Origin of the sequence: Streptomyces sichuanensis (assembly GCF_020328095.1) — a bacterium.
GTDB classification, from domain to species: Bacteria; Actinomycetota; Actinomycetes; order Streptomycetales; family Streptomycetaceae; genus Streptomyces; species Streptomyces cinnamoneus.
Genome location: NZ_JAIXMK010000054.1, coordinates 25,336 through 48,418 on the forward strand (window position 1 = coordinate 25,336; position 23,083 = coordinate 48,418).

The window sequence follows — 23,083 nt, forward strand, 5'->3', positions numbered from 1 at the left end:
GGTCAGTCGCGCGAGAAACTCTTGTTCATCAGCACCTTTCCCGGCGCCGAAGGCGAGGTCGTGTCGCACGCGGCCGCGACCATATAGGCGTCAACGAGCGAGGCGTCGGTGGGATGCGGAAGGACCACGAGGTAGGCGTCCTCGCCCTGGTACTTCTCCTGGCGGGTGGCCAGGGCCTGCTCCGTTCGTCCGATGCCCTCCAGGACGCAGCCCGGGGCGATCACACCGGAGCCACGCAATGTCGTCTCCGGCGAGCTCTGGGCACTCATGCCGCGGGATTCGGCACCCTTGGAGGACCGCAGGAGATCCCGTACATGTGCTCCGAGGTCGCCGACGGCAAGGGTGGACGGAGCCGACTGACTGCTGCCCGGTGCGGGTGAGCCGGCGCTGGGGTCGTCGTCTCCGCTCTGCTGCAGGAAGAAGCCGCCCACACCGATGACGGCGGCCGCACAGGCGGTGCCGAGCAGCGCCCGGGGCCAGCGGCGTGTTCGACCGGGCCGAGGACGCGGGCCGGCGGCCAGGGGCGCCTGCTTGCCCGGGCCGGTGGTGGCGCGGGGGCGCCCTGCGGGGCGACCGGGGGTCGCGCGAGGTGCGGTTTCACGTGAAACAGCGGCGCGGGCGGACGGTGCCGCGACTCGTGCGGTGGATTCCTGCGGCGCCGTTTCACGTGAAACATCGGCGGTGGTCTCCGGCGCCGTTGCGTCGAGCAGGGCCTCTGCCGCCAGGGCGGCGTCGATGCGTCCCGCAACGTCGGCCGGCATGCGTACGGGCCCGGGCAGCGTGCCCAGCATTCCGCGGATCTCGTCCAGCGAGCTCCGTACGTCCTCGCACAGCTCGCAGTCCGCGAGGTGCTCACGGACGTCCGCCGTCCGCGCAGGGGAGAGGACACCTTCGGTCAGTGCGGAGATCTCCGCGACCTCCGGGTGTCCATCCGTGCCGGTCCTCGAAGTCACGCTCGCCCACCTCCGCCCTTCACTGGATCTGCATCGCTCTGTCCTGCCGGTGGTGGGACGGACGTCCCCTGCGACCGGTTCCTTTCCCTGTCAAGAGGGGGGCTACCCCTGCGATCCGGGCGCAGATGGGTGAGCATCGGCAACAGCCGGGCCCGCCCCCGGGCGCATCTGCTCTTCACAGTGCCGGTCGGCACGTCCAGCACGGCGGCTGCCTCGGCGACCGGATAGCCCTGCATGTCGACGAGGACCAGAGCGGCCCGCTGGTCCGGCGGCAGCTTTGCCAGCGCCTGAATCAGCTCCCGGTGGAGGTCGCCGCGCTCGGCGGGGGCGTCGGCGGCTTCGTGGGGTTCGAGGAGTTGCTCAAGCCGCTCGGTCTCGGCGAGCGGTGCCGTTCGGCGGGAGGCGGCCTTGCGGGCCCGGTCCAGACAGGCGTTGACCGTGATGCGGTGCAGCCAGGTGGTGACGGCGGACTGACCGCGGAAGGTGTGGGCGGCCCGGTAGGCGGAGACCAGGGCGTCCTGCACGGCGTCCGCGGCCTCTTCCCGGTCCCCGAGGGTGCGCAGCGCCACCGCCCACAGCCGGTCGCGGTGGCGCCGCACTATCTCGCCGAAGGCGTCGGGGTCGCCCTTGATGTGCAGGGCGAGGAGCTCGGCATCGCCAGTGCCGGCATGCGTGACGTCGTCCAACGTCGAGCCCTCCCCCTGAGCGACGCGCCCTCGGTCAGCCGGTGATCTTCACTTCTTTGATGGCCTGCTTGTACCCGTCCCCGCTGTACGTTTCGTTGTCGTGCGGCGAGTAGGGCATCGCAGTGATCCACACAAGGACATATCGCGCCTCCGTCGGCTTGGCGACGGAGAGCTTCAGCGTTTTCTCGGACGTGCTGCCTTCCGCCAGCTTCCGCATGCTCGACGGCGACCCCTTGGGCCTGAGCGAGTCGGCAGCGTAGAGCGTGGCGCTGGTGCGGTCGCCGCCGTACCGAAGGTCCAGCGTGGCAGCACTGACCTTTTGATTCGTCCCCAGGTCGTAGACGATCCCGATGCCGCTCTTGTACTTGGTGATCACCGGCCCGTCGGTGAAGGACCGCGTGCGCCAGTGAGATGCGGCGATGCCGTCGTACGTGTTGCTGACGGGGTCCTTGTCCTGGGGATTTCCGTCAGGCGAGTACTCGGCTCCGTTGATGATGCGGATCGGCTTGTTCGTGGGCCTCAGCGCATTGTCGTCCCCCGAGGACTGCGAACGCGGGGTGTCCTTCTCGCCGTCCTTCAGGAGCGTGTCCGCGAGCTGCCAGCTGCCCAGGCCCAGCGCCGCGATGAGCAGGGCCGAGACGCTCCACTTCAGGGCGCGACCGGTGCGGCTCTGCAGTGGGGGCGGCGGCACCACGGGCGGGGGCACCGGGCCGCCGTTGCGGACGCCCGGGGGCCGCGGATAGGGCGGCGGGGTCGTGAAGTCCGGCTCCGGTGGCCTGATGCGCGGCATCGCGGCGACGGCCTTCGCCAGCTCCTCCGGCGTGGTGCAGGGCTGCTCCTGCCGCGAGGCGGTGGCCCCGTCGTTGACGAGGGCGCGCATGGCGAGCTCGGAGAGGCCCCGGTGCACTCCGGCGCGGACCTGGTCGGGAGCGATGAGCCCGACGCCCTTCGGGAGGCCGGAGAGGCCGTGGGCGTTGCTGTCGTACGGCCAGCGCTGGGTGAGCGCGGCGTACAGGAGCGCACCGATGGCCTCGGTGTCGGTCCGCTGGGGGTGTTCGGAGGTGATGCCGCGGAGCGCGGCCATCACGGCGAGACCACGAATGCGGTACTGACCGGTCCCGGTGCGCAGGACGGATCCGGGGTTGAGGCGGAGGTGCGCCAGGCCCTCCCGGTGGGCCGCGGCCATGGCCTGGGAGACCTGGCTGACGAGCTGGTACGCCTCGTGGGGCTCCAGCGGGCCGGAGGCCAGGACCGGCGTCAGCTCGGTGGCGTCGGGCAGCCACTCGTGGACGACGTAGACGAGCTCGTTCTCCTCGACGGCGTCGAGGACCTGAACGAAGCGCGGGTCACCCAGGAGGGCGGCGGAGCGGGCGGCGGCGAGGACCTGACGGGCCCGGGGGTGGTCGGCGGGGAGCAGGTGGACGCCGACCGCGCGCCGCAGCTTCTCGTCGACGGCGCGCCAGCTGCTGAATCCCTCCAGACGGGTGACGCACTCCTCCAGGCGGTACCTTCTGGCGAGCTTGTGGCCGCTGTGCAACTCGGGCGGGTGTGCGTCGCGCGCGGTGCTTTCGCTTCCCGCGCGCTCGGTGTTCTTGTGCGTGCTGACCCTTTTACCGGCCGCCGCCCCGTCGGTCGTGGCCTTGTCCGCCGCGGCGGTCAGTGGCTGCTCGCCGCTGTTGTCGGCCACGTCGACGGCAGCCGTGCTCCGTTCCGCCACCGTCGTCCCTGCCTCCCCATCCGTTGCGCACTGTCCACAGCCAAGACAATTGTGCCCACAGTCCGGCGCTATGCACGACACGCGGCAGCGGGCGAAGGTTGTGCTCCGGTCAGCGACCGAGCCGACCGCGGACCATACCGACCATGGCGGTCAGCTCCTCGATCCGCATCCGCTTCGCCGCGATGTAGAAGACAGCGATCAGGACGAGTCCGCCACCGACAAGCGCAGCGAGCGATCCGGCGATGCCGCTGCCCAGAACCTGACCGATTCCGTAAGCGACGGCGCCGGCGGCGAGGGCGGCGGGGATGCACGCACCGGTGAGACGGGTGTAGGTGCGGATGACGCGCGAGCCGTCCAGGTCACCGCCCAGCCGGGCCTTGAGACGACGCCAGGCGACGCCCACGCCGACCGCGTAGCCCAGGCCGTACGCGGCGGCCATGCCGGCCACGGCCCAGCGGGAGGGCAGGATGAAGAAGCTCAGGGCCGAGACGCCCGCGTTGACGGCGGCGACGATCACCGTGTTGTAGAAGGGGGTGCGGGTGTCCTCGTAGGCGTAGAAGCCACGGAGGATGACGTACTGCGCGGAGTACGGAATCAGGCCCAGGCCGAAGGCCATGAGGATGAAGCCCATGTTGGTGGCGGCCGCTTCCCCCGATCCGCTGCCGAACATCAGCGTGGTCATCGGAACGCCGAGCGCCACGAAGATGAAGGCGCACGGCACGATGGCGACGGCCGAGGTGCGCAGACCGTGGGAGAGGTCGTCCCGCACGGCCGAGACGTCGCCGTCGTGGGCGGCGCGCGAGATGCGGGGCAGGACGGCGGTCATGACCGAGACGGTGATGATGGCCTGCGGCATCTGCCAGAGCTGGAGTGCGTACTGGTAGGCGGCGAAGCCGGTGCCCTCGTAACCCGCCTTCTCGGCGAGCGCGCCCGCCTTGGTGGCGAGCTGGGTGACGACGACCAGGCCGAGCTGGTTGGCCAGGACGAAGAAGAACGTCCACTTCGCGAGCCCGGCGGCCTTGCCGAGGCCCTGGCCGCGCCAGTCGAAGCGCGGCCGGATCCGGAAGCCGGCGTCCCGCAGGTAGGGCAGCATCGACAGGGCCTGTACGACCAGTCCCAGCAGCGTGCCGATGCCGAGCAGCCGGACGCCCTCGGGCGTGATGGTGGCAGAGCTGACGTGGCTCTGCGACGCGGGGCCGAAGGCCCAGATGAAGGCGCCGAACGTGGCGATGATGATGATGTTGTTGAGGACCGGGGTCCACATCATCGCGCCGAACCTGCCGCGCGCGTTGAGGATCTGGCCGAGGACGACGTGCACGCCCATGAAGAACATGGTGGGCAGGCAGTAGTGCGCGAAGGCGACCGCCACGTCCATCCGCGCGGGATCGGCGGCGATGGTCGGCGACATCATCTGGATGAAGAGCGGCGCGCCGAGCACACAGACGGTGGTCACGCCCGCGAGGAGCACCACAACGAGGGTGAGGAGCCGGTTGGCGTATGCCTCGCCGCCGTCGTCGTCGTTCTTCATCGCGCGCACCAGCTGCGGGATGAAGACGGCGTTGAGGGCACCGCCGCCGACCAGGATGTAGATCATCGTCGGCAGGGTGTTGGCGACCTGGTAACCGTCGTTGAGCGTGCCGACGCCGATCGCGGCCGCCATGACGAGGTTGCGCCCGAAGCCCAGGATGCGGGAGACCATCGTGCCCGCGGCCATGAGCGCACTGGACTTCAGGATGCCTGCCGCCTTGCCGCCCTTCGCCGCGGCGGGCGCCGGGGTCTCGGGGACGGCTGCCTCCGGCTCCGTCGCGGGCTCGGTCGCCGGTGGCTGGACGGGCGGCGGCACGTACGGGCCCGGCGGCGGGAACTGCCGGTCCGACGGGCGCTGGGGCTCGTACGGCTGCTGCTGGTCGCGGAAAAGGTGCGCGAAGGCGTCCCGCTGGGGCTGCTCGCCCGGTGCGGGGACCGTCGGTCCGCCCATGACGTCGTTCACGCCCATGAGCTGCGTGGCGTCGTTGTCGCCGTACGGGCGGCCGTGGGCCTGGTGCTGCGGTGTCTGCGGCTGCTGCGGCGGGTAGGGCTGCTGGCCCGGCGCCTGCGGCGCCTGGGGCTGTGCCCACATCCGCGGATCGGAGGCGACCGGGGGCGCAGGCGGCTGCTGGTAGGCGCCGGGCGGCGGCGGAGGCGTGGCGCGGTCGTAGAGCGCGTCGGTCACCGGATTCTGCGCGGACGGGTCGTGCGCGGCGTAGGGATCGGACGCGTAGGCATCACGGAGGTAGGGGTCCCGGGGGTACGGGCCCTGGTGCGCCGGGTCGGGCACGGGCGGGTTCGCCGGGTACTGACCCCGCTGTTCACCGCCCGCGCCCTGACCGCGGTCACCGTCGTACGGCGCGCTCATCGCTACCCCACCTCATCGTCCGCGGCCTGCCGGCCCCACAACACGTCAACGTTCCACTTTCTCACCTGAGCCGGACGGGTCACCGTTCCGCGCTCCGGTTTCCGCGGCCGGATCACCCGGCTGCTCGGGTCGGCCGTCGTCCGGCCCACCGTCGTCGCCCGAGTCTCCCCCGTCTTCGTCGTCAGGTCCGCCACCTGCGGCTTTACGGGCTGCTGCCCGCTTCCGCTGGATGTAGATGCGCAGACCTGCGAGGACGAGGAGGAGGACACCACCGGCGATGACCAGGAGCACCATAGGGGTGATGGACGTGACATGCACAGTGAAGGTCATCGACTCGCCGTAGGGCTGGCCGTCGTCCGCATAGAGCTGGGCCGTCACCTGCACCGGACCGTTGGCGTTGGCGCGGGTCTCGAACTTCACGGACTGCTGTCGGCCGCCCGCCACCTCGACCGGCTGCGAGGCGTCGATCTTCAGACGGTTCGGCTGGCTGGAGGTGAGGACGAGCCGCAGGCCCTGCACTCCCTGCAGCAGGCCGTTCTGCACCGTCACGGGGATCGTCGCACTGCGGCCGGAGAGCGTCGCGTCCGACTTCTTGATCAGGTGCACCTGGCGGGTCAGCTGGTCCAGGTAGGACTGCACGGCGTCCCGGAAGGCCGCGGCCCCCTTGGGGTTGCCGCGCCACGAGGTCGACATCTCTCGCATGATCGCGCTGCCGAAAGGCGTCACGACCCGGTCCTGCGCGGTCAGGATGACCTTGAAGGCGTCCAGGCTGCTCTGGGTCCGCTGGATGGCCTGGAACGCCTCGGTGGTCAGCTCCTGCGAGCGCAGGGAGTCCGGGTACGCGCCGGGGCCGGGCACCTGCTGGTTGGCAGCCGGGTCGGGCTGTGCCCTGGCCGCGTCGCCGAGGTCGAGGGGCTGGGTCCAGCGGCCGTCCGACAGCGCCCGCAGAGCCGTCGCCATGGCCTGGGCCTGGCTCGACGTGGGCATGCGCTGCGGGGCGACGACGATGCTGCGCTCGTTCTCGGGAGCCTGCTTGGTCACCATGAGGCTCTGGGCGAGGAACCGCTGCACGGCGAGCGAGGAGTCGTCGCCCCGGACCGTTTCGCCCTGGAAGGCGGTCGACAGCCGGGCGTCCGCGACGACGGCCGTGTTGCCGCCGCCGATCTGCCGGGCCGCCGTCGGGGCGTAGGGGGAGCCTCCGGGCTCGCGGAGGCTGTCGCTGCGGGCGATGACGTTGTGGGCCCCGGCGGACGTGGCCACATCCACGATCGAGGTGTCGACGGCGCCGTCCACCGGCCAGGCGAAGTCCGTGCGCGGCTTCACACCGAGGATCGTGTCCACGGTGGTCGCGGCGAGCTCGGTGGAGGACTGGAGGTGGCTGAGGGCACCGGAGACGTCCTTGCCCCGGTGGGCCAGCGAGGCGAGGTCGGGGTCACCGAAGGGCAGCGCCACCACTTGGCGGCCGGTGACGGCCTCCTGGAGCTGGTTGAGCCACTGCTTGGCGACCGCCTGGCCCTTGCCGGGGGTGGTCTGCTCGTTCGGCCCGGCGATGCTGTAGCTCTTCGTCATCGCCTCGACCGTGGCCAGCAGGTCCGGGTCGATCACCCAGGTGACCGGCAGCCCCTTGCCCAGCGTCACCAGCTGCTGCAGCCGGCCGCCCGGGGCCAGCTCCGCCGCCAGGGCGTCGTTGGGGAAGATCGGCGTCTGCTGCTGGTTCGACTCGGTGCGGGCGGTGAGGTGCGTGGCGGACACCAGCGGCCACAGGAACGTCAGCTGCGTCTTCTTGCCCTCGACCGCGGACGGCTGCCAGGGCAGCAGCGTCCGCCGGATTCCCAGCACCTGCTCGTACGACTGGCCGCCGGACTGACCGGAGAGCGTGACGCCGAGCTGATAGACGCCGTCCTTGCCCAGGGAGAGGTCCTTGACCGGGACCGTCAGCGTGAAATCACGACGGACGCCGGGGGCCATCGGGTCGAGCTTCTGTGCGTGGTTGCCGCCCACCTCGGAGCCGTCGGTGCCCGGGGAGAAGGCCGTCCGGTCGCCGAGGTCGTCGATGTCACTGCGCGTGGTGATCTGCGGACCGACCCGCAGGCCCACATGGGCGCCGGTGATCGTCGACTTCCCGTTGTTGGTGACCGTGCCCGAGACGGTCAGGGTGTCGTCCTGCTTGGGCGCGACGGGCGTCACCGTGTCGATGGAGACGTCGGCCGTGCGGGGGCCGGCCGAGTCGGCGTGAGCGGCGGGGGCCGTCGGCACCTGGACCAGACCCATGAACACCAGCACCCCGGCGAGGAGCACTGCGACGTGCCGGAACCACCGGCAGGCAGGAGCGGGCACTGTCCCCTCGAAGGCCCCCTGGACCTCTGCCGCCTCGGCCACGCGCTCGCCCGTCCCTCGTCGTCGTCAGTGGTCGTCGGATGGTGCGTCCACGAATGGTAACGAGGCCCGCTGTGACGAAGTGCTGCGGACCGCACTACAAGATCGCCGTCGGCTCCGTTGTCCGGGCTGCGCCTGCTTTGTGAGAGCTGTCGCGAAGCGCCCGATAACGAGGAGGCCCGGGCCCGCGCGGACACGTACCCTCTTCTGTTGTGCCGAACGCCAACAATGACAGCCACACCCCGCCGTCGACGAACGAGCTCACCCAGGTGCAGCGCCGTGCCGTGAGCGAGCTCCTGCGGGTGTCCCCCGTAGCCGACGATCTCGCTCGCCGATTCAAGGACGCAGGCTTCACGCTTGCTCTGGTCGGCGGGTCGGTGCGGGACGCGCTGCTCGGCCGGCTCGGCAACGATCTGGACTTCACCACGGACGCCCGTCCGGAGGACGTGCTGAAGATCGTGCGTCCGTGGGCGGACGCCGTCTGGGAGGTCGGCATCGCCTTCGGGACCGTGGGATGCCGCAAATCCGACTTCGACATCGAGGTCACGACATACAGGTCGGAAGCGTACGACCGGACCTCCCGCAAGCCGGAGGTCTCCTACGGCGACTCCATCGAGCAAGATCTGGTCCGCCGCGACTTCACCGTCAACGCCATGGCCGTCCTGCTGCCGGAGAAGGAGTTCGTCGACCCCCACAACGGCCTGGAGGACCTGGCCGCCCGCGTTCTGCGCACCCCGGGCACCCCTGAGGAGTCCTTCTCCGACGACCCGCTGCGCATGATGCGAGCCGCACGCTTCGCCGCGCAGCTGGACTTCGAGGTGGCGCCCGAGGTGGTCACCGCCATGACCGAGATGGCCGATCGCCTGGAGATCGTCTCGGCCGAGCGGGTCCGCGACGAGCTGAACAAGCTGGTCCTCTCCGACCACCCCCGTGAGGGGCTCAAGCTTCTGGTCGACACCGGGCTCGCCAAGCTGGTCCTCCCGGAGCTGCCGGCGCTGCGCCTGGAGCGCGACGAGCACCACCGCCACAAGGACGTCTACGAGCACACGCTGATCGTTCTTGAGCAGGCCATCGACCTGGAGGAGAACGGACCCGACCTCGTGCTGCGGCTGGCCGCCCTCCTGCACGACATCGGCAAGCCGAAGACACGCCGCTTCGAGAAGGACGGCCGGGTCTCCTTCCACCACCACGAGGTGGTGGGCGCAAAGATGACCAAGGCTCGGATGACCAAGCTCAAGTACTCGAACGACCTGGTCAAGGACGTCTCGAAGCTGGTCGAGCTGCACCTGCGCTTCCACGGCTACGGCACCGGCGAGTGGACCGACTCGGCCGTGCGCCGCTACGTGCGCGATGCCGGCCCGCTGCTGGACCGGCTGCACAAGCTCACGCGCTCCGACTGCACGACGCGGAACAAGCGCAAGGCCAATGCGCTCTCCCGGGCCTATGACGGGCTTGAGGAGCGCATCGCCCGCCTGCAGGAGCAGGAGGAGCTCGACTCCATCCGGCCCGACCTGGACGGCAACGAGATCATGGAAATCCTGGGTCTCCGCCCCGGCCCGCAGATCGGCAAGGCGTACAAGCACATGCTGGAGATGCGGCTGGAGCACGGCCCGATGGAGCGGGACGCCGCCGTTGCCGTGCTCAAGGAGTGGTGGGCCCAGCAGCAGGGCTGAGGGACCACGGTGATGTTTCACGTGAAACATCACCGGAGGGTGGATATGGCGAAGGGCGGTGTTTCACGTGAAACACCGCCCTCGGCACGTCCGGTCTGTCGCGCTCGCTACTTCTTGCTGCTGCCCAGGCAGAGCGTGAAGCTGTCCGAGCGCTCCTTCCACGTGAGCGCCGCAATGGTGCCGTCGACGTTGGTGCATGCCAGCTGCGCAAGGGTCGAGCCGTCCACCTTCTTCAGCACCTTGTGCGTGGCCTTGGCGTCGGTGCAGTCCAGCTTCTCGATCGACGGCTTGGTGGAGGTGCCGGTGTTCTGCAGGCAGTCGCCCACCGCCAGCTTGGTGGTGTCGTCCCCCTTGCCGAACAGCCAGGCCCCGCCCGCCACTATGAGACCCAGGATCGGCAGCACGATGTTCCGGAGGATCTTCTTCACGGAGCGACGCGGGGCGGGCGGCGGCACGGGTGCCTGCTGCCAGCCGCCGGGCTGGCCGTACGGCGAGGCGGGCTGCTGGCCGTAGGGAGCCGCCGGCGGCTGCTGACCGTAAGGGCCGGGCTGCTGGCCGGGTGCGGGCGGCTGCTGGCCCCACGGGTTGCCGCCCTGGGGGGCGTACGGGTTCTGGTTGGGCGGCGGAGTGGTCACGGGAAACCCTTCGGACTGAGCGAGATCCGGTCGTGAAATGCAGCCCGTAACGTATCCGGTGTCCATGACATTTCTGCAGCTCATGGCCGCCCTGTGGCCTTGATGTAACACTTATCGGCGGCGAAAACAGGCCATAGCAGCAGTAATTGCTGCGTAGATAACGGCCACCGTTACCACCAGCCCCACCGACCGTCCGTCCGGCGGAAGCATCAGGGCGGACACCGCCGCGGCGCTCACGAAGGCGACGTTGAACAGCACGTCGTAGAGCGAGAAGACCCTCCCCCGGAAGGCATCGTCCACTGACGCCTGCACCACGGTGTCCGTGGCGATCTTGGCGCCCTGGGTCGTCAGTCCCAGGACGAAGGCGCCGGCCAGCATGGGCTCGGGCTCGAAGGGCAGCCCGAGGGTGGGTTCGAGTACCGCCGCGCTCGCCGCGCAGACCGCCATCCAGCCCAGCCGCCCCCACCGCTCGACCGCCCAGGGGGTGACCAGGGCCGCCGCGAAGAACCCCGCCCCCGACGCGGCCACGGCGTAGCCCAGCAACCTCAGGCCCTCCGCGTCGTCGTCGGCCCAGGCGTACCGGCAGAGCATCAGCAGAGTGACCGTCAGCGCGCCGTAGCAGAAGCGCATCAGCGTCATCGCGGCCAGCGCCCGGGCGGCGGTGCGGCGCTCCGCCAGATGGCGCAGCCCCTCAACCAGGCCCCGCGTCGTGACCGTCAGTGCCGTACGCACCCGGGTGCGGGGTACCGAGGCGTCAGGGCCCAGCAGCCCGACGGGAATGCGCAGGGAGGCGAGGCCGGCGCACAGGTAGAGCACCGCGCCCAGGAGGACGACCCAGGCGTCGGCCCCGCCGCCCCGGGGAGCGGCCAGGCGCACGGCGAAGGCGAGGCCGCCTCCCGCCGTTGCCGCGAGGGTGCCGGCGGTCGGGGAGAGGGAGTTGGCCATGACCAGACGGTCGGGGGAGTCGACGACGCGTGGCAGGGCCGCCGAGAGCCCGGCGAGCACGAAGCGGTTCACGGCGGTGACCGAGAGGGCGGAGGCGTAGAAGAGCCAGTCGGGCACCCGGGCGACGATGAGCAGCGCCGTGCCGGTGGCCAGCGCGGCCCGCAACACGTTGCCGTGGAGGAGGACCTGCCGGCGGCGCCAGCGGTCCAGCAGGACGCCCGCGAAGGGGCCCAGCAGGGAGTAGGGCAGGAGGAGCACCGCCATGGCGGAGGCGATGGCCGTGGGTGACGTCTGCTTCTCGGGGGAGAAGACGACGTACGCGGCGAGCGCGACCTGGTAAACGCCGTCGGCGGCCTGGGAGAGGAGTCTGACGGTCAGCAGACGGCGAAAAGCGCGCAGTGCCAGCAGAACGCGAAGATCACGCACAACAGGCATGCTCCACAGCCTCACACAACACACTGGTCCCCGGGTGGATGACCCGGGGACCAGTGGTGAGGCGCAGGGGCTTCTTCAGCCCCGAGCGAGCGTGATCAGCGCTCGACCTCGCCCTTGATGAACTTCTCGACGTTCTCGCGGGCCTCGTCGTCGAAGTACTGCACCGGCGGCGACTTCATGAAGTACGAGGAAGCGGAGAGGATCGGGCCGCCGATGCCGCGGTCCTTGGCGATCTTCGCGGCGCGGACGGCGTCGATGATGACACCGGCGGAGTTCGGGGAGTCCCAGACCTCCAGCTTGTACTCCAGGTTCAGCGGGACGTCGCCGAACGCGCGGCCCTCAAGGCGCACGTAGGCCCACTTGCGGTCGTCCAGCCAGGCCACGTAGTCGGACGGGCCGATGTGGACGTTCTTCTCGCCCAGCTCGCGGTCGGGGATCTGCGAGGTGACGGCCTGCGTCTTGGAGATCTTCTTGGACTCCAGGCGGTCGCGCTCCAGCATGTTCTTGAAGTCCATGTTGCCGCCGACGTTCAGCTGCATCGTGCGGTCCAGGATGACGCCCCGGTCCTCGAACAGCTTGGCCATCACGCGGTGCGTGATGGTGGCGCCGACCTGCGACTTGATGTCGTCACCGACGATCGGGACGCCGGCCTCGGTGAACTTGTCCGCCCACTCCTTGGTGCCCGCGATGAAGACCGGGAGGGCGTTGACGAAGCCGACCTTGGCGTCGATGGCACACTGCGCGTAGAACTTCGCAGCGTCCTCGGAACCCACCGGGAGGTAGCAGACCAGGACGTCGACCTGCTTGTCCTTGAGGACCTGGACGACGTCGACGGGGGCCTCGGCGGACTCCTCGATGGTCTGGCGGTAGTACTTGCCGAGGCCGTCGAGGGTGTGGCCGCGCTGGACGGTGACACCGGTCTGCGGCACGTCGCAGATCTTGATGGTGTTGTTCTCGCTGGCACCGATGGCGTCCGCGAGGTCGAGGCCGACCTTCTTCGCGTCGACGTCGAAGGCAGCGACGAACTCGACGTCACGCACGTGGTAGTCGCCGAACTGCACGTGCATCAGACCCGGCACGCGGCCGTTCGGGTCGGCGTCCTTGTAGTACTCGACGCCCTGCACCAGCGAGGCGGCGCAGTTGCCCACACCGACGATCGCTACGCGAACCGAACCCATTCCGGTTGCTCCCTGTTTGTACTCGACGAAGCTCTGCGGAGTGCAGAGCTCACTGGTCCGGACCGTTGCGCTTGTCACGCCCGGCCCGCTCGCTCTCGATCAGCTCGTTCAACCAGCGGACCTCGCGCTCCACGGATTCCATGCCGTGGCGCTGAAGTTCGAGGGTGTAGTCGTCCAGCCGCTCCCGGGTGCGGGCCAGGGAGGCGCGCATCTTCTCCAGACGCTCCTCCAGACGGCTGCGGCGGCCTTCCAGCACCCGCATCCGCACGTCCCGCGAGGTCTGTCCGAAGAACGCGAAGCGGGCGGCGAAGTGCTCGTCCTCCCACGCGTCCGGACCCGTGTGGGCGAGCAGCTCCTCGAAGTGCTCCTTGCCCTCTGCCGTCAGGCGGTAGACGATCTTCGCCCGCCGTCCGGCCAAGGACGCCGCCCGGGCGTCCTCCGGAGCGTTCCCGGGCTCCTCGACCAGCCAGCCGTTCGCCACGAGGGACTTCAGGCAGGGGTAGAGGGTGCCGTAGCTGAACGCACGGAACACCCCGAGTGAGGTGTTCAAGCGCTTGCGCAGCTCGTAGCCGTGCATCGGGGACTCTCGGAGCAGGCCGAGGACGGCGAATTCGAGGATGCCGGAGCGTCTGCTCATTTTTCGCCTCCTTGTCCCCCACAGCCTAGTCCTTGTGATCCCTAATCCTTATTGGTCCCTTATGCCGACCTGATGTGTCGGGCTGATGTGGCGAGCTGATGTATCGACTCGATACATCCAGACGATAGAACGGGCGTCCCGCCGCGACAAGAGGGGGCACGGTGAACGAGGTCACATCACCGATTCGTGGGACACAAGCGGCCTGATTTGGAGTGAACATCCGCAGTGGGCGTGATTTGGCCGTGCGTAGTCTGTGCGCCATGCAAATCACTGGGAACCGGGTGACGTCCTGGGGCGTCCTCGTCCCGTATGCAGTGCGGCCCGTGGCTCGGGGGGACAGCCGGATCGCACGTCGGGGGGACCGCAAGCCACCTGCCGCTGTCAGGCGATAGCGCCTGCCCGAGGAGTAGTCGTTCGATGAGCGAGCACCGCCGCAAGCCGCCGCCGCCTCAGGGCGGCGGACGTTCCGCGGCCCGTCGTGCCGGCCAGCAGCCCATGTCCGGCCGCCGCGCCGCACCATCAAGCAACAACCCGGCCGGACCGGGACACGGCCGGGGCGAGGAGTCCCGGCAAGGGAGCCGGACCGACACCCGCCGCGCGGTTCAGCGCAGCGCGGGCGCCGGCGGCCGCAGACGATCGCCGGACTCCGGTCCCGGGGGGCCGGGCCGGGGGCGCAGGGACAACGGCCGCCCGGCGACGAAGCGGTTCATCGACTACCCGCGCGCGGGCAAGACCGGTGCGTGGCGCTGGATGCCGTCCTGGAAGCTCGTCACGGGCCTGACCGTCTCGCTCGTGGGACTGGTCCTGGGCATCGTGGGCGTGGCGCTCGCGGTCGTCCAGGTCCCGAGCGCGCAGAAGGCGTCGGTCGTCCAGAAGAACGTTTATTACTGGGCCGACGGCAAACAGATGGTCGTCGCCGGTGGCGGCAGCCTCAACCGGCAGATCGTGCAGATCTCCCAGATCCCGAAGTCCATGCAGAACGCGGTGATCTCCGCCGAGAACGCCAGCTTCGAGAAGGACTGGGGCGTCGACCCGATGGGCATCGCCCGGGCCGTCGTGAAGATGGCGCAGGGCGGCGAGACGCAGAGCGGTTCGACCATCACCCAGCAGTTCGTGAAGAACACGTACCTGAGCCAGGAGCAGACGCTCAAGCGCAAGGCCACCGAGCTGCTGATCTCCGTGAAGGTGGGCGCCACCAAGGACAAGGACTTCATCCTCGCCGGCTACCTCAACACCGCTTACTACGGACGCGGCGCCTACGGCATCCAGGCGGCGGCGCGGGCGTACTTCGACAAGGACTGCGAGGACCTGACGCCGAGCGAGAGCGCGTTCCTGTCGGCCACGCTGAACGGTCCGAACCTCTACGACCCGTTCGGCGGCCAGGGTCCCGCGGCGACCCCGGAGAAGAACACCAAGCGGGCCACCGAACGCTGGAAGTGGACGCTGGACCGTGAGGTGCAGGTGGGCCGCATGGACGCCGCCGAGCGCGACAAGTGGGTCCAGCAGGGCTTCCCGAAGGTGCAGAAGCCCAAGCCGGCGACCAACCGGGCCGGGCAGATCGGCTACCTCACCGACCTCGCCGACAACTACATCGTCGCCCACTCCAGGATCAGCAAGGCCGAGCTCGACAAGGGCGGCTACCAGATCCACACCACCTTCGACCGCGACAAGGTGAACGCGCTGGCGAAGTCGGTCGAGGATGTGCGCAAGGCGAACATCAAGCCGCAGGTCCGCGAGGTCGACCAGTTCGTCCAGTTCGGCGGCGCCTCGGTGGAGCCCAAGACCGGCAAGATCGTCGCCATCTACGGCGGTGAGAACGCGCTGGAGCACTTCACCAACAACTCCGACTACACCGGTGTGCAGGTCGGCTCCACGTTCAAGCCGTTCGTCCTGGCGGCCGCGATGACGAACGGGAAGCGCAATCCGCGCCTCGGGCCGCAGCAGAGCCTCAGCCAGCGCACCATCGTGTCGCCGGAGAGCATCTACAACGGCAACAACAAGCTGACGCTGAGGGACTACAGCGGCAAGGTCTGGCACGACCAGAACGGCCAGGAGTGGCACCAGCCGAACGACGGCGACGAGGACAAGGGCCTCGTCAGCCTCCGGACGGCCATGCAGTTCTCCACGAACACGCCCTTCATCCAGCTCGGCATGGACGTCGGCACCGACCTGGTCCGGGAGGCCGCGCTGAAGGCCGGCCTGGACAAGGACCAGCTGGCCTCGATCACCCCCACCTTCTCGCTCGGCACATCGGCGCCCAGCGCGATCCGGCTGGCGGGTGCGTACGCGACGTTCGCGGCGAGTGGCAAGCAGGTCGACCCCTACTCGGTCGAGAAGGTGGAGAAGGACGGACGGACCGCCTTCCAGCACGAGGAGAAGAGCGCCCAGGCATTCGACGCGAACGTCGCGAACAACGTGACGGACGTGCTGAAGACCGTCGTCGAGTCGGGCACCGGCACCTCGGCGAAGCTCCCCGACCGCCCGGCGGCGGGCAAAACGGGTACGACCGACGGCAACCGCTCCGCCTGGTTCGCGGGCTACACCCCGCAGCTGTCGACGGCGATCGGCATGTACCGCGTCGACCCCAATGCCAAGAAGCAGGAGTTCCTGTCGATGCGCGGCGTGGGTGGCAAGCCGACGATCCACGGTGCGTCGTTCCCGGCGGACATCTGGGCCGACTACATGGGCAAGGCGCTCAAGGGCCAGCCCGTGCTGCAGTTCGACGCGCCGCAGCCGATCGGTGAGAAGGTCTTCGGTGACGGGGCGAGCCCCGCGCCCAGCGCCGCGCCGTCGGCCTCGACCTCTCCGTCGCCGTCGGCCTCGACCTCGCCCTCCCCGTCGAAGTCTCCCTCCGGCACCCCGTCCCCGAGCCCGAGCTGCGGTTTCTTCGACCGCAAGTGCAAGCCCGGCGGCACCGGCGGCGGCAACGGGGGCAAGCCCGGCGGTGCGGGAAGCAACGGCGGTACGGGTGGTGATCCCGGTGAGTCGCCGACGCCCGGGCCGACCCGGCCGGCGGGTGGCGGACTGTTCGGCGGCCCCGGCGGCTGATCATCGTATGAATCCGGTGCAGACCGGTTGAGCAGGGCTTTCCGAGGGCCGCTCCGCATTCGTGCGGGGCGGCCCTCGGGGTTTTCCACAGGCTCCGCCGGGTCCTTGGCGGGTACGGCAGGATGTGGCCATGAGGAGCGTGCGGGACGACCAGCTTGTACGGCCCACCCTGGAGGACGAGGTGGCCGCTGCCGGCAGCGAGCTCATCGGCGGGCCGGCGGGGCGGCGTGCGCTGCTCGGGGCGAGCTGGTGGACGCCGGTGCGGGTGATCGCGCTCGTGGCGATCGGCATGTTCGCGCTCGGGATGGTGCAGAAGCTGCCGTGCTACGACCACGGCTGGTTCTTCGGCGCCACCACGCAATACACCCACGCCTGCTATTCCGACATCCCGCACCTCTACAGCGGCCGTGGTTTCGACCAGGGCCTCCTTCCGTACTTCGACCGCATCCCGCAGTCCCTCTCCGGAGGCATGGACTATCTGGAGTACCCGGTCCTGACGGGGCTGTTCATGGAGATCGCGGCCCTGCTCACGCCGGGCGGCGGGACCCTCCAGCACCGCGAGCAGCTGTACTGGCTCATCAACGCCGGGATGCTGCTGGCCTGCACGGCCGTCATCGCCGTGTGCGTGACCCGCACCCACCGCCGCCGGCCCTGGGACGCGCTGCTGGTCGCCCTCGCGCCGGCTTTCGCCCTCACGGCCACCGTCAACTGGGACCTGTTCGCGGTGGCTCTCACAGCCGCGGCGCTGCTGATGTGGGCCCGTGGGCGCACGTTCTGGGCGGGAGTGCTGATCGGCCTGGCAGCGGCCGCGAAGCTGTATCCGGCGCTGCTGCTGGGGCCGCTGTTCATCCTGTGTCTGCGGGCCGGGCGCCTGCGGGCGTTCGTCACCGCCGCCGCTGCCGCGGTCGGTGCCTGGCTCGTGGTCAACGTGCCGGTCATGCTCACCCATGAGGCCGGCGGGTTCCACATCCGGCCCGGATGGGCGAAGTTCTACACCTTCAGCCAGGACCGGCCCGTCGACTTCGGCTCGGTCTGGCTCTTCATCTCACAGCGCACGGGCGACCCGCTGGACGACGCCAACACCTACGCGACGCTGCTGATGATCCTGGGGTGCCTGGCCATAGCGGTACTCGGGCTGCGGGCCCCCCGCCGTCCGCGCTTGGCGCAGCTGGCCTTCCTCGTGGTGGCGCTGTTCATCCTCGTCAACAAGGTCTACTCGCCGCAGTACGTGCTGTGGCTGGTCCCGCTCGCGGCGCTGGCCCGTCCCAAGTGGCGCGACTTCCTGATCTGGCAGGGCTGCGAGGTCCTGTACTTCCTGGGCATCTGGTTCTACCTGGCGTACACGGGAAGCGGCGACAAGCACCAGGGGCTGCCGCCGGAGGGCTACCAGCTGGCGATCGTGCTGCACCTGCTGGGCACGCTGTACCTGTGCGGGCTCGTCGTGCGGGACATCCTGCTGCCCGAGCGCGACGTGGTCCGCCGTGACGGCTCGGACGACCCCTCGGGCGGCGTCCTCGACGGGGCGCCGGACATATGGGTGCTGGGCCCCGCGGGCCGCCGTGAGCGGCCCGCGGAGGTCAGTGACGTCGCACGCGTCCAATGGGGCACCGGGAGCCGTACGCCCTAGTCACGGCTCCCCGCCCCGCACCACGGGGGTGGAATCAAGTGGAATCAGTGGTCGAGAACGCGGTCGAACTGCGTGGTGGTGTGCCGCAGGTGCGCCACCAGTTCGTCGCCGACCTGCGGTGCCGGGGCGTCGCCCGGCACGAAGAGGATGGAGACCTGCATGTGCGGGGGCTCCGCGAACCAGCGCTGCTTGCCCGCCCAGACGAAGGGCGAGAGGTTGCGGTTCATGGTCGCGAGGCCCGCCCGGGCCACGCCCTTGGCGCGCGGCATCATGCCGTGCAGCGCCTTCGGCGCCTCCAGGCCCACGCCGTGCGAGGTGCCACCGGCCACCACGACCAGGTAGCCGTCGCCGGTGGCCTTCTGCTGCCGGTAGCCGAAGCGGTCGCCCTTGGCGACGGGCGTGACGTCCAGCACCGCGCCCCGGTAGTGGGTGGCGTCGTGGTCGCCGAGCCACAGCCGGGTGCCGATGCGGGCGCGGAAGCGGGTCTGCGGGAAGCGCTGCTGCAGCTGGGCGAGCTCGTCGGACTTCAGGTGGCTGACGAACATGGTGTGCAGCGGCAGGTGGGCGTTGCGCAGCCGCTCCATCCAGGCGGACACCTCGTCGACCCCGTTGGTGCCGTCGGCGCGGTCCAGCGGCAGGTGTATCGCGAAGCCCTCCAGGCGCACGTCCTCGATGGCGGCGTGCAGCTTGGGCAGGTCCTCCTCGCTGATGCCGTGCCGCTTCATGGTGCTCATGACCTCGATGACGACGCGCGCGCCGTCCAGGCCGCGCACGCCCTCGACCGAGGAGACGGACCGGATGGCCCGGTCCGGCAGCGGCACGGGTTCCTCGCCCAGCCGGAAGGGGGTCAGCACGAGCAGGTCACCGCTGAAGAAGTCCTTGATGCGGGCCGCTTCGTAGGTGGTGCCGACGGCGAGGATGTCCGCGCCCATGCGCGTCGCCTCATCGGCGAGCCGCTCGTGGCCGAAGCCGTAGCCGTTGCCCTTGCAGACCGGGATGATGCCCGGGAACTGCTGGATGACGGACTGCTGGTGTGCCCGCCAGCGCGCGGTGTCGACGTACAGCGTGAGCGCCATGGCCGGTCCCGGATCCTTTCCCTGTTCCTGCTGAGTGAGGTGGTGTGCCTTCCGGCACTGCTTCGTGGACGGTCGGCAGGATCAGCGGCGGGACATGTACATGTCCAGAGCCTTGTGCAGCAGCTTGTTGAGCGGGAAGTCCCACTCGCCGAGGTACTCCGCCGCCTGGCCGCCGGTGCCCACCTTGAACTGGATGAGGCCGAAGAGGTGGTCGTTCTCGTCCAGCGAGTCGCCGATGCCGCGCAGGTCGTAGACGCTGGCGCCCAGCGCGTAGGCGTCGCGCAGCATCCGCCACTGCATGGCGTTCGACGGCCGGACCTCGCGCTTGTGGTTGGCGGAGGCTCCGTAGGAGTACCAGACGTGCCCACCGACGATCAGCATCGTCGCGGCCGCCACGGCCTCGCCCTCGTGCACGGCGAAGTACAGCCGCATGCGGTTGGGGTCCTCGGAGTTGAGGGCCGTCCACATGCGCTGGAAGTAGCTCAGCGGGCGCGGACGGAACTTGTCGCGCTCGGCGGTGATCTCGTACAGGTGCTGCCAGGTGGCCAGGTCCTCGTAGCCGCCCTGGACGACCTCGACGCCGGCCTTCTCGGCCTTCTTGATGTTGCGGCGCCACAGCTGGTTGAAGCCCTTGTGGACGTCCTCCAGGGAACGGTTCTCCAGCGGCACCTGGAAGACGTAGCGCGGCTGGACGTCGCCGAAGCCGGCGCCCTCCTCCTCGCCCTGCTGCCAGCCCATCCGGCGCAGCTGGTCGGCGACCTCGAAGGCGCGCGGCTCGATGAAGGTGGCCTCGACGTCGCGCAGGCGCTTGGCGTCGGGGTCGGCGATGCCCTTCTTGATCGCGTCGGCGTCCCAGCGGCGGATGACGACGGGCGGGCCCATCTTCACGGAGAAGGCGCCCTGCTGCTTGAGGTGGGCCAGCATGGGCTCCAGCCAGTCGCGCAGGTTCGGGGAGTACCAGTTGATGACCGGGCCCTCGGGCAGGTAGGCCAGGTAGCGCTTGATCTTGGGGAGCTGGCGGTAGAGGACCAGGCCGGCACCGACCATCTGGCCGGTCTTGTCGAACCAGCCCAGGTTCTCCGAGCGCCACTCGCTCTTCACATCGGCCCACCCCGGCACCTGCATGTGACTGGCCGCGGGCAGGCTCTGGATGTACGCCAGATGCTGCTCTCGGCTAATTGTCCTCAGGGTCAGGCTCATGCGGGGCGCTCCTCGGCAGGTGTGTCCCCATGGTCGGGGCTCCGGCTCACGCGCCGAAGCCTACTGCGACCGGGGAGCGCCCCGATTGGGCGTACGGCCCGCTATCCGATCACACCCCCGAAAAGCCCCCCGTGCGCCATGCCCAGGAAGAAGCCGAAAGCGGACGCTCCGAGCCCGATGATCAGCAGGAATCGTTCGCCGGTGGTGGCGGAGATGAACTGGCCCCAGGCCCCCGTGAGGATGCCGAGCAGCCCGCTCCACGAGGTGAGGAGATGCAGGCCGGTCCATAGTGAGGAAACGGCCGCGAGCACGCCCAGCACCACCGTTACCGCGGTAAAGGTGTTTTCGACGGGATGGGGCTTCCCGTCGCTGTTGAGCAGCGCACGGAGTCCACGGGGCTGCCGAACCGCCTGTGTCATGGAGCCACCTCCTGAAGGCAGGTGCAATGTAACGCCGGTCACATCCGGTGCGTCCAGATTGAGGGGCCGGGCGGTCGGATTTCAACCGGACGCCGGAGTGCAGGTACTCTGTACGGTCTGCACCGGTGTCTGCCCGGACCCAGCTTCGGTCCCAGGGGCAACCCAGGGACTTTCCGCTGATTGTCAGTGTCCGCCGATACCGTTGTTCACGCATCACGACCCTCCTGCCACGGATCGACCGTGGCCGCTGAGTCCAAAGGAGGTGGGTTCCACATGCGTCACTACGAGGTGATGGTCATCCTCGACCCCGATCTGGAGGAGCGCGCTGTCTCCCCCCTGATCGAGAACTTCCTCTCCGTCGTCCGTGAGGGCAACGGAAAGGTCGAGAAGGTCGACACCTGGGGCCGTCGTCGTCTGTCGTACGAGATCAAGAAGAAGCCCGAGGGCATCTACTCGGTCATCGACCTGCAGGCCGAGCCTGCGGTCGTCAAGGAGCTCGACCGCCAGATGAACCTGAACGAGTCGGTCCTCCGGACCAAGGTCCTCCGTCCCGAGACCCACTGAACCCCAGCGGTTCAGAGGTAATCGGGCTGCATCGCAACGAGTAGCAAGCAGCCAGCAGCACACCCGCCGAGAGGTTCATCCATGGCAGGCGAGACCGTCATCACGGTCGTCGGCAATCTCGTCGACGACCCCGAGCTGCGCTTCACCCCCTCCGGTGCGGCGGTCGCGAAGTTCCGAGTCGCGTCCACTCCCCGCACCTTCGACCGCCAGACCAACGAGTGGAAGGACGGCGAGAGCCTCTTCCTCACGTGCTCGGTGTGGCGTCAGGCGGCGGAGAACGTCGCCGAGTCGCTCCAGCGAGGCATGCGCGTCATCGTGCAGGGCCGGCTGAAGCAGCGGTCCTACGAGGACCGTGAGGGTGTCAAGCGCACGGTCTACGAGCTCGACGTCGAAGAGGTCGGCGCCAGCCTGAAGAACGCCACGGCGAAGGTCACCAAGACCGCGGGTCGCGGTGGCCAGGGTGGCTATGGCGGCGGCAGCGGTGGTGGCCAGGGTGGCGGCTGGGGCTCCGGTCCCGGCGGCCAGCAGGGCGGCGGCGGGGCTCCCGCCGACGACCCCTGGGCCACCGGCGCTCCGTCCGGCGGCCAGCAGGGCGGCGGCGGAGGCGGCTGGGGCGGCGGCTCCGGCAACTCCGGCGGCGGCTACTCGGACGAGCCGCCCTTCTAGGTCCGGCAACGGGCCCGGGCCGCGAGGCCCGAAGGGCGACAGCACAAAAACTTCTTGATTCACAGGAGAGAGACAATGGCGAAGCCGCCCCCGCGCAAGCCCAAGAAGAAGGTCTGCGCTTTCTGCAAGGACAAGACCGCTTACGTGGACTACAAGGACACGAACATGCTGCGGAAGTTCATTTCCGACCGCGGCAAGATCCGTGCCCGCCGCGTGACCGGCAACTGCACCCAGCACCAGCGTGACGTCGCCACGGCCGTGAAGAACAGCCGTGAGATGGCGCTGCTGCCCTACACCTCGTCCGCGCGATAAGGGAAGGGTGACCAACTAATGAAGATCATCCTCACCCACGAGGTCTCCGGCCTCGGCATTGCCGGTGACGTCGTCGACGTCAAGGACGGCTACGCCCGCAACTACCTGGTCCCGCGCGGTTTCGCGATCCGCTGGACCAAGGGTGGCGAGAAGGACGTCGCGCAGATCCGTCGTGCGCGCAAGATCCGCGAGATCGCCACGATCGAGCAGGCCAACGAGGTCAAGGGCCAGCTTGAGGCCGTCAAGGTCCGCCTTGGCGTCCGCGCCGGCGAGGCCGGCCGTCTGTTCGGCTCCGTGACCCAGGCCGACGTCGCTTCCGCGATCAAGGCTTCCGGTGGTCCCGAGGTCGACAAGCGCCGCGTCGAGCTGGGCTCGCCCATCAAGACCCTGGGCGCCCACCAGGTGTCCGTGCGTCTGCACGCCGACGTCGTTGCCAAGCTCGGCATCGAGGTCGTCGCCGCCTGACGGCTGCGACAGGCATAGCCTGACGGAAGGGCCGCACCCCGCACGGGGTGCGGCCCTTCCGCCGTACCGGACCCCG

The 23,083-nt window shown here is 69.5% G+C and carries 19 protein-coding genes; 7 read left to right on the forward strand and 12 right to left on the reverse strand.

Annotated elements, in window-relative coordinates; all coding sequences use genetic code 11:
- Positions 1 to 2: 2 nt before the first annotated feature.
- From LE181_RS17495 to LE181_RS17515, 5 genes are all read right to left on the reverse strand, one after another.
- Positions 3 to 953, reverse strand: coding sequence for a zf-HC2 domain-containing protein (locus LE181_RS17495; RefSeq protein ID WP_225662225.1), 951 nt, complete (start codon positions 951 to 953; stop codon positions 3 to 5).
- Positions 950 to 1,639 carry an RNA polymerase sigma factor SigM gene (gene sigM, locus LE181_RS17500; protein ID WP_225662226.1) on the reverse strand — a complete coding sequence of 230 codons (690 nt, stop codon included), beginning with the start codon at positions 1,637 to 1,639 and terminating at the stop codon, positions 950 to 952. The genes LE181_RS17495 and sigM overlap by 4 nt, the downstream gene beginning before the upstream one ends.
- Positions 1,640 to 1,673: 34 nt before the next feature.
- Positions 1,674 to 3,356: a protein kinase family protein gene (locus tag LE181_RS17505; RefSeq protein WP_225662227.1), complete on the reverse strand. Its 1,683-nt coding sequence runs from the start codon at positions 3,354 to 3,356 to the stop codon at positions 1,674 to 1,676.
- 109 nt (positions 3,357 to 3,465) lie between these two features.
- Entirely contained in the window at positions 3,466 to 5,751 is a 2,286-nt protein-coding gene (murJ, locus tag LE181_RS17510) for a murein biosynthesis integral membrane protein MurJ (protein ID WP_225662228.1), read from the reverse strand.
- Positions 5,752 to 5,796: 45 nt separating this feature from the next.
- Positions 5,797 to 8,130, reverse strand: coding sequence for a DUF6049 family protein (locus tag LE181_RS17515; protein WP_225662229.1), 2,334 nt, complete (start codon positions 8,128 to 8,130; stop codon positions 5,797 to 5,799).
- A 209-nt stretch (positions 8,131 to 8,339) separates the two neighbouring features.
- Between LE181_RS17515 and LE181_RS17520 the strand changes: the two genes are divergently transcribed.
- Complete coding sequence (locus tag LE181_RS17520) at positions 8,340 to 9,800, forward strand: CCA tRNA nucleotidyltransferase (RefSeq protein WP_225662230.1); 1,461 nt, start codon at positions 8,340 to 8,342, stop codon at positions 9,798 to 9,800.
- Positions 9,801 to 9,907: 107 nt separating this feature from the next.
- Here the strand turns inward: LE181_RS17520 and LE181_RS17525 are convergent, their stop codons facing one another.
- From LE181_RS17525 to LE181_RS17540, 4 genes are all read right to left on the reverse strand, one after another.
- A complete protein-coding gene (locus tag LE181_RS17525; protein ID WP_225662231.1) occupies positions 9,908 to 10,435 on the reverse strand; it encodes an LppU/SCO3897 family protein in 528 nt (175 codons plus the stop codon).
- Positions 10,436 to 10,546: 111 nt separating this feature from the next.
- Positions 10,547 to 11,815, reverse strand: coding sequence for an MFS transporter (locus LE181_RS17530; RefSeq protein WP_225662232.1), 1,269 nt, complete (start codon positions 11,813 to 11,815; stop codon positions 10,547 to 10,549).
- A 95-nt stretch (positions 11,816 to 11,910) separates the two neighbouring features.
- On the reverse strand, positions 11,911 to 12,993 hold the full coding sequence (locus tag LE181_RS17535; protein WP_225662233.1) for an inositol-3-phosphate synthase: 1,083 nt from the start codon (positions 12,991 to 12,993) through the stop codon (positions 11,911 to 11,913).
- Positions 12,994 to 13,042: 49 nt separating this feature from the next.
- The gene (locus LE181_RS17540; protein ID WP_225662234.1) at positions 13,043 to 13,630 is read right to left on the reverse strand and encodes a PadR family transcriptional regulator; all 588 of its coding nucleotides are present in this window, start codon (positions 13,628 to 13,630) and stop codon (positions 13,043 to 13,045) included.
- A gap of 417 nt (positions 13,631 to 14,047) precedes the next feature.
- On the opposite strand from LE181_RS17540, the gene LE181_RS17545 reads away from it, so the two are divergent.
- Together LE181_RS17545 and LE181_RS17550 are read left to right on the forward strand one after the other, a co-directional pair.
- Positions 14,048 to 16,678 carry a transglycosylase domain-containing protein gene (locus tag LE181_RS17545; protein ID WP_225662235.1) on the forward strand — a complete coding sequence of 877 codons (2,631 nt, stop codon included), beginning with the start codon at positions 14,048 to 14,050 and terminating at the stop codon, positions 16,676 to 16,678.
- Between the two features lie 130 nt (positions 16,679 to 16,808).
- Complete coding sequence (locus LE181_RS17550) at positions 16,809 to 18,305, forward strand: glycosyltransferase family 87 protein (protein WP_225662236.1); 1,497 nt, start codon at positions 16,809 to 16,811, stop codon at positions 18,303 to 18,305.
- Between the two features lie 44 nt (positions 18,306 to 18,349).
- Here LE181_RS17550 and LE181_RS17555 read toward each other — a convergent pair whose 3' ends face one another.
- The 3 genes from LE181_RS17555 to LE181_RS17565 all read right to left on the reverse strand — a co-directional run bounded on the left by LE181_RS17555 (position 18,350) and on the right by LE181_RS17565 (position 21,000).
- A complete protein-coding gene (locus LE181_RS17555; protein WP_225662237.1) occupies positions 18,350 to 19,381 on the reverse strand; it encodes an alanine racemase in 1,032 nt (343 codons plus the stop codon).
- 81 nt (positions 19,382 to 19,462) lie between these two features.
- On the reverse strand, positions 19,463 to 20,581 hold the full coding sequence (locus LE181_RS17560; protein WP_225662238.1) for a lipid II:glycine glycyltransferase FemX: 1,119 nt from the start codon (positions 20,579 to 20,581) through the stop codon (positions 19,463 to 19,465).
- Positions 20,582 to 20,682: 101 nt separating this feature from the next.
- Positions 20,683 to 21,000, reverse strand: a complete 318-nt coding sequence (locus LE181_RS17565; RefSeq protein ID WP_225662239.1) for a hypothetical protein — start codon at positions 20,998 to 21,000, stop codon at positions 20,683 to 20,685.
- A 273-nt stretch (positions 21,001 to 21,273) separates the two neighbouring features.
- On the opposite strand from LE181_RS17565, the gene rpsF reads away from it, so the two are divergent.
- The 4 genes from rpsF (at position 21,274) to rplI (ending at position 23,007) form a co-directional block, all read left to right on the forward strand.
- Complete coding sequence (rpsF, locus tag LE181_RS17570) at positions 21,274 to 21,564, forward strand: 30S ribosomal protein S6 (RefSeq protein WP_006604399.1); 291 nt, start codon at positions 21,274 to 21,276, stop codon at positions 21,562 to 21,564.
- Between the two features lie 81 nt (positions 21,565 to 21,645).
- Complete coding sequence (locus LE181_RS17575) at positions 21,646 to 22,230, forward strand: single-stranded DNA-binding protein (protein WP_190108139.1); 585 nt, start codon at positions 21,646 to 21,648, stop codon at positions 22,228 to 22,230.
- A 75-nt stretch (positions 22,231 to 22,305) separates the two neighbouring features.
- The gene (rpsR, locus tag LE181_RS17580; RefSeq protein WP_004950692.1) at positions 22,306 to 22,542 is read left to right on the forward strand and encodes a 30S ribosomal protein S18; all 237 of its coding nucleotides are present in this window, start codon (positions 22,306 to 22,308) and stop codon (positions 22,540 to 22,542) included.
- Positions 22,543 to 22,560: 18 nt separating this feature from the next.
- Positions 22,561 to 23,007, forward strand: coding sequence for a 50S ribosomal protein L9 (gene rplI / locus LE181_RS17585; RefSeq protein WP_225662240.1), 447 nt, complete (start codon positions 22,561 to 22,563; stop codon positions 23,005 to 23,007).
- The last annotated feature ends 76 nt before the right edge of the window (positions 23,008 to 23,083 follow it).

Excerpts from the sequence above, each read along its gene's own strand:
- murJ (WP_225662228.1), bottom strand. The coding sequence starts at position 5,751 with ATGAGCGCGCCGTACGACGGTGACCGCGGTCAGGGCGCGGGCGGTGAA.
- LE181_RS17530 (WP_225662232.1), bottom strand. The coding sequence starts at position 11,815 with ATGCCTGTTGTGCGTGATCTTCGCGTTCTGCTGGCACTGCGCGCTTTT.
- LE181_RS17535 (WP_225662233.1), bottom strand. The coding sequence starts at position 12,993 with ATGGGTTCGGTTCGCGTAGCGATCGTCGGTGTGGGCAACTGCGCCGCC.
- LE181_RS17540 (WP_225662234.1), bottom strand. The coding sequence starts at position 13,630 with ATGAGCAGACGCTCCGGCATCCTCGAATTCGCCGTCCTCGGCCTGCTC.
- LE181_RS17545 (WP_225662235.1), top strand. The coding sequence starts at position 14,048 with ATGAGCGAGCACCGCCGCAAGCCGCCGCCGCCTCAGGGCGGCGGACGT.
- LE181_RS17550 (WP_225662236.1), top strand. The coding sequence starts at position 16,809 with ATGAGGAGCGTGCGGGACGACCAGCTTGTACGGCCCACCCTGGAGGAC.
- LE181_RS17555 (WP_225662237.1), bottom strand. The coding sequence starts at position 19,381 with ATGGCGCTCACGCTGTACGTCGACACCGCGCGCTGGCGGGCACACCAG.
- LE181_RS17560 (WP_225662238.1), bottom strand. The coding sequence starts at position 20,581 with ATGAGCCTGACCCTGAGGACAATTAGCCGAGAGCAGCATCTGGCGTAC.
- LE181_RS17565 (WP_225662239.1), bottom strand. The coding sequence starts at position 21,000 with ATGACACAGGCGGTTCGGCAGCCCCGTGGACTCCGTGCGCTGCTCAAC.
- rpsF (WP_006604399.1), top strand. The coding sequence starts at position 21,274 with ATGCGTCACTACGAGGTGATGGTCATCCTCGACCCCGATCTGGAGGAG.
- LE181_RS17575 (WP_190108139.1), top strand. The coding sequence starts at position 21,646 with ATGGCAGGCGAGACCGTCATCACGGTCGTCGGCAATCTCGTCGACGAC.
- rpsR (WP_004950692.1), top strand. The coding sequence starts at position 22,306 with ATGGCGAAGCCGCCCCCGCGCAAGCCCAAGAAGAAGGTCTGCGCTTTC.
- rplI (WP_225662240.1), top strand. The coding sequence starts at position 22,561 with ATGAAGATCATCCTCACCCACGAGGTCTCCGGCCTCGGCATTGCCGGT.